This is a genomic window from Methylobacter sp. (assembly GCF_023227905.1).
Taxonomy (GTDB): Bacteria; Pseudomonadota; Gammaproteobacteria; order Methylococcales; family Methylomonadaceae; genus Methylobacter_A.
The window spans coordinates 1-4746 of record NZ_JALOCF010000101.1 but is presented as its reverse complement, the minus strand read 5'-3'; the positions used below and the strand labels follow the sequence as shown (position 1 = coordinate 4746).

The following is a 4746-nucleotide window of genomic DNA, read 5'->3' as shown; positions in this document are numbered from 1 at the left end:
TGTGGCACGGTCCGGAATACTTAAGCTGGTCAGCCCAGTGCCGTAAAACTCGATAAATTTACCGACCACGCCAAAGTTCCGGCAAAGTTCGGTGATGCGCAGCACTAGATCGGTCGCAGTCACGCCCGGCGGCAGCATGCCCGTCAGTTTAATGCCGACCACATCGGGAACCAGCATGTAGATAGGCTGGTCCAGCATCACCGCTTCAGCTTCAATGCCGCCGACGCCCCAGCCCAGCACGCCCAGGCCGTTAATCATCGGCGTATGCGAGTCGGTGCCGACGCAGCTGTCAGGATAACAGACGTTTTTATCCTTGTTGTGAAACACAACCGGCGCAAGGTATTCGAGATTGACCTGATGCACGATGCCGGTAGAAGGGGGCACCACGCGGAGGTTTCGAAACGCCGATTGCCCCCATTTAAGGAACTCATAGCGTTCGGCATTCCGTTCAAACTCGACGGTTTCGTTTAACAGCATGGCATTGGCCTTGCCGTAATAATCCACCTGTACCGAGTGGTCAATGACCAGATCGCAGGGAATCAAGGGATTGATCTTTTTCGGATCGCCGCCTAGCTGCTTCATCGCATCCCGCATCGCGGCCAGATCCACCAGCGCTGGAACGCCGGTAAAATCCTGCAAAATCACCCGAGCCGGTTTATAGGGTATTTCATAGCGCGTCCCTTGCGCTTGCCAGTTCGCGACGCTCAAAACATGATCCTGGGTAATCACCTCGTTGTCGCAGTTGCGCAATAACGATTCAAGCAGGATTTTTATTGTGTACGGTAGCCGCGAGACATTGGCGGCGCCGCCAACCTCAAGCTGGGAGAGGGAATAATACGAAACCGAGCCAAAGCTGTCGGCAGTCAGTTGTTGATGCGCGCCAAATGGATCGTGACTATTCATAGAAATCTCCCTGATGGGCTCGGCAGTGTTATCAACTTAAATAGCTTTTACCCGTATCAATTATTGCGTCAAGAATTTTGATTCTTTCTTGAGGTAATCGAGGGTTTAATTTTTGCTTGCAATTTTATGTGAATGAAACGCTGATTTCACTGGACGTCAGACAAGAAGTTTTCTATTCAGGCAGTGTAAAAACCGTTATAGTCAAACTCTGTTCATTTTGACTCAGGGGGCTATCATGGCTAACACCGGAACCGGTCATCATGCCGTAGCTACGGCGCTGAATATATTCCTGAGGCCACAAGCGAGCAACTCATGAAAGAAAATACCGTTACTACCCGCACAGAAACCGATTCCTTCGGCCCGATTCAAGTGCCCGCCGATAAATACTGGGGCGCGCAAACTCAGCGATCCCTGCTTAACTTCAAAATCGGCGATGAACGGATGCCCAGGCCTTTGATCCGTGCGTTGGGCATCGTCAAGTATTGCGCTGCGCTGTCGAACATCGCGCTGAATAACATCGATGAAAAAATCGGCCACGCGCTAGCGGATGCGGCTCTGGAAGTTATCGACGGCAATCTGGATAACAACTTTCCTCTTGTGGTCTGGCAGACCGGTTCGGGCACCCAGTCCAACATGAATGTCAACGAGGTGATTGCCAATCGGGCTATCGAACGCCTGGGCGGTGCTATGGGCACTAAAATGCCGGTTCATCCGAACGACCATTGCAACCGCAGCCAGTCTTCGAATGACGCCTTTCCGACGGCCATGCATATCGCGACGGTCGAGCAGTTGCACCATTTATTGATTCCCTCGCTCCAGCATTTGCACCTTGCGCTTTGGGATAAATCCCTGGCGTGGAACGGCATAATCAAGACCGGACGAACGCACTTGCAGGATGCAACCCCGCTGACGCTGGGGCAGGAATTTTCGGGCTATGCCGCTCAGGTACAACTGGGCATTGACCGGATTAACGACAGTTTCAAGCGTCTGTATCCGCTGGCTCAAGGCGGCACAGCGGTGGGCACCGGCCTGAATTCCAAACCGGGTTTTGCCGACAGGTTTGCCGAAGAGGTTGCGAAATTCACCGGGTTTCCTTTTGTTTCCGCAGCCAATAAATTCGAGGCGCTGGCAGCGCACGACGCGATGGTGGAAATCTCCGGGGTGTTAAATACCATCGCGGTTAGCCTTAATAAAATAGCCAATGATATACGCCTGCTGGGTTCCGGGCCGCGTTGCGGCATAGGGGAGCTGTCGCTGCCTGAAAACGAGCCCGGTTCCTCGATCATGCCGGGCAAGGTAAACCCGACCCAATGCGAGGCGGTGACGATGGTTTGCGCGCAGGTCATGGGCAATCACACCACTGTCACTTTTGCCGGGGCGCAAGGGCATTTGGAACTCAATGTGTTCAAGCCGGTCATTATTTATAATGTGCTCCAGTCGATCCGCCTGATCGGCGATGCGACGATGAGCTTTACCGATCACTGCGTTGTCGGCATTGAGCCGAATGTTGAGCGTATTGCCGAACTGATGGAAAACTCACTGATGCTGGTGACCGCCTTGGCGCCGCGCATCGGGTACGACAATGCTGCTAAAATTGCGAAGCTGGCTTTTAAAAACCGCAGCACATTGCGGCAAGAAGCGGTATCCGGCGGGTTTGTGACGGAAGAGGAATTCGACAGGCTTATCCGGCCTGAGGAAATGATTTTTCCAAAATAAAGAGTAATGGGGCAATATTAGCCACTTTAATAAATAAATTGAGGAGATAAACCATGCATGTAACATACGAACTGGCCGAACAGGCAATGGCTGCGGCCATTGCCGAGTCAAAAAAAATCGGTACGCAGATGTGTATCGCGGTAGTGGATTCCGGCGCTGACTTAAAGGCGTTCGTGAGGATGGACAATGCCTGGGTAGGCAGTGTGGATATTGCCATCAAGAAAGCCAAGACAGCGTGCTTCTTCGCTATGAACACGGGGCAAATCGGTCAGCTATCGCAACCGGGTGGGCCGCTTTACGGGATTGAGCATTCCAACGACGGGCTGATCACCTTTCCCGGAGGCGTTCCCATCGTTGACAAGGATGGCGTTCTAATCGGCGCTGTCGGGGTCAGCGGCAGTTCGGTGGACAACGATCATCAAGTTGCCAAAGCCGGGGCCGAGGCAATTGGTGTTTCTGATTTGCCGGAACACCCGTGGCGAACTTGAGGCCAAGATCACTTTCGGACTATATCGTTTTACGCAGAGCGCTGGGACGATATAGTCTTTGGGTTAAATTCAGGTAATCCTCATCATGGCTTTTCACTTCACATGAGAACGGCCCTTTGATGTTATTCAAAAAGACACTCGCTCAACTCGGGGGTCTTATCCGATTTTGACATTTTGCCGTCATGGATCAATTGAAAGGCTCTATTGAAATCCGCGTTGATAAAAGTGCTCGCCAAATAAGCGCAGAAGCAATAAACGTTGGAATAATCTTCCGTGCGGCCTGATGTGCAACTATTGATTTTGTCGGACAGGACACGTAACACGGAAAGAATCAAGCCATCATAACGCCATGTGACAGGGCAGTCCGTAACCTCATCCCCCCGCATAGCGACAGGGCCTAATGCGCAATGGGCAAGATTGGCCAGTCCGGCCAATATTTGCACCATATCGCCTGCTTTAATGGCCTTTAACACCGCGCTGCCTTCATCCATGAGCAAGGCTTGGCGCATCACAATATCCAAATCGTGCAACTGTTCACTTGCTCCAGGTTTAGCTTGCAAAATTGAAAAGGTATCGTTGTATTCTCTAACTAACTTTAAGTGCTTATTCATGGTTTTTATCCTCGTCGACTGTTGTCGAATTAATGTAATAACCAGATCAAACTAAAGTTTCTTGAAGCACGCTATTCAAGCGCTATTTTTCCCTCAATACAATGGTTGACGCCGAGAGCGGGTATATCCAGAGTCATCTTAAAGTCTAAGGCTTCGGAACCTTTGATCTTCCCGGTTTCAATGGCTTTGAGCACGGCATGCTCGAACTCGCGTTGCGAGGTGACGCCGTATTGTTTGAGATATTTTCTGATTTCCAAATTTAATATGTCTTCATTCATTTTAGCCTCCTGAGGCAAAGTAGATTCCATCAGCCGGGGCAATGGAATTTGTTTTGGATGAAAAACTATTATTGCTAACCATAAAAGCTTATTTTGAACTGTATCATGTCCTGATGTTACGTACACTGCCAAAAATAATTATTTTTCCGGCTGCCAAAAAGAAATTATTGCCGGTTAACAGGCAGCCAATACAGTAACGATGCTGATAGAAAAAATAGCGATATGGGCCAGTAGATCGGTCGCAATAATTCGCTCGGTGAGGTTTTGGGGAGGTAGCTAAAGCGCTTGTTAAGCGGGGTTAAAATATCTGCGTCCGGTTATTGCAGATAGCGATCAAAATTATCCAGCAGGGTATTCAGGGCATTGTCGCTTTCGGTGTTAACTGTTATTGCGCCGGATTGTTCCTGGTCCAGCAGCGACTGCGCCGATTGCAGCTGGTGTTGCAGTACAGCTACCGTTGCTTCCGATGCATCGTCCTGGCGTTGCTTGATACGCCTGTATAGCTCCTGCTCGGAGGCTTGAAAAGTAATGATACGGAAGGGCACGCCACAGTCGGTCGCAAGCTGCCGAAACGGGGCGCGCTGTTCGGTTTTAAGAAAAGCCGCGTCAATAATCACCGGAAAACCGGCATCAAGCACCGTTTTGGCAAGTTCCTTAAGATGCTGGTAGGTTTTCAGGCTGGTTTCCTGAGTGTAAAGTCCTTTGTCGATATCGCTGCCGGTTTGCATTAATGCCCGATAGCCGAACAGA

6 protein-coding genes are annotated in these 4746 nt (G+C 50.5%); 2 read left to right on the top strand and 4 right to left on the bottom strand.

All coding sequences use genetic code 11. The features are described from left to right. Positions 1 to 903 (bottom strand): aconitase family protein (locus M0R47_RS21265; protein WP_292558362.1); only part of this gene is annotated, 903 nt, incomplete at its 3' end. 312 nt (positions 904 to 1215) lie between these two features. Here M0R47_RS21265 and fumC point away from each other — a divergent pair. After that, positions 1216 to 2619, top strand: a complete 1404-nt coding sequence (fumC, locus tag M0R47_RS21260) for a class II fumarate hydratase (RefSeq protein ID WP_292558361.1) — start codon at positions 1216 to 1218, stop codon at positions 2617 to 2619. 53 nt (positions 2620 to 2672) lie between these two features. Next, positions 2673 to 3107 (top strand): heme-binding protein, encoded by a 435-nt coding sequence (locus tag M0R47_RS21255; RefSeq protein ID WP_292558360.1) that lies wholly within the window; start codon positions 2673 to 2675, stop codon positions 3105 to 3107. 122 nt (positions 3108 to 3229) lie between these two features. Here the strand turns inward: M0R47_RS21255 and M0R47_RS21250 are convergent, their stop codons facing one another. The 3 genes from M0R47_RS21250 to M0R47_RS21240 form a co-directional block, all read right to left on the bottom strand. Further along, on the bottom strand, positions 3230 to 3718 hold the full coding sequence (locus M0R47_RS21250) for a nucleoside triphosphate pyrophosphohydrolase family protein (protein WP_292558359.1): 489 nt from the start codon (positions 3716 to 3718) through the stop codon (positions 3230 to 3232). A 71-nt stretch (positions 3719 to 3789) separates the two neighbouring features. Next, the gene (locus M0R47_RS21245; RefSeq protein WP_292558358.1) at positions 3790 to 3996 is read right to left on the bottom strand and encodes a DUF6494 family protein; all 207 of its coding nucleotides are present in this window, start codon (positions 3994 to 3996) and stop codon (positions 3790 to 3792) included. A 317-nt stretch (positions 3997 to 4313) separates the two neighbouring features. Continuing rightward, a partial coding sequence (locus M0R47_RS21240) for an ATP-binding protein (protein WP_292558357.1) occupies positions 4314 to 4746 on the bottom strand: 433 nt, incomplete at its 5' end.